This is a genomic window from Mesorhizobium sp. M2E.F.Ca.ET.209.01.1.1 (assembly GCF_004010375.2).
Classification (GTDB): domain Bacteria; phylum Pseudomonadota; class Alphaproteobacteria; order Rhizobiales; family Rhizobiaceae; genus Mesorhizobium.
In genome coordinates, this window is record NZ_SADP02001314.1 from 1 (window position 1) to 282 (window position 282).

General features: G+C 66.3%; 1 protein-coding gene. It reads right to left on the reverse strand.

Annotated features, from left to right (window positions below):
- On the reverse strand, nt 1-282 hold a 282-nt coding region (locus tag EN852_RS40210; RefSeq protein ID WP_246694609.1), incomplete at both ends, for a biotin transporter BioY.

Sequence of the window (282 nt, forward strand, 5' to 3'; positions counted from 1 at the left end):
TTTTCCGGCGTGCCCTGGAAGACCGACAAGCCAAACGCGCCTTCGGCGAGGTAGAGAAACAGCGTCGCGACGGCGAGGCGCAGGCCGAAGGGCGAGGCGATCAGCAGCACGGCGAGCGTCTGCAGCGAAATGTCGACCGGGCCGAGCACCACTTTGGTCTTGGCCGAAAGCGTCAGCAGCAGGGTTACGGCAAGCGCCAGGAAGAGCTGGGTCGCGAGCCGCGCGGCGCCCCGCTCCGGCAGAGTGAGAGAAACGAGCGGACGCATCGTGGTTGCAATTGCC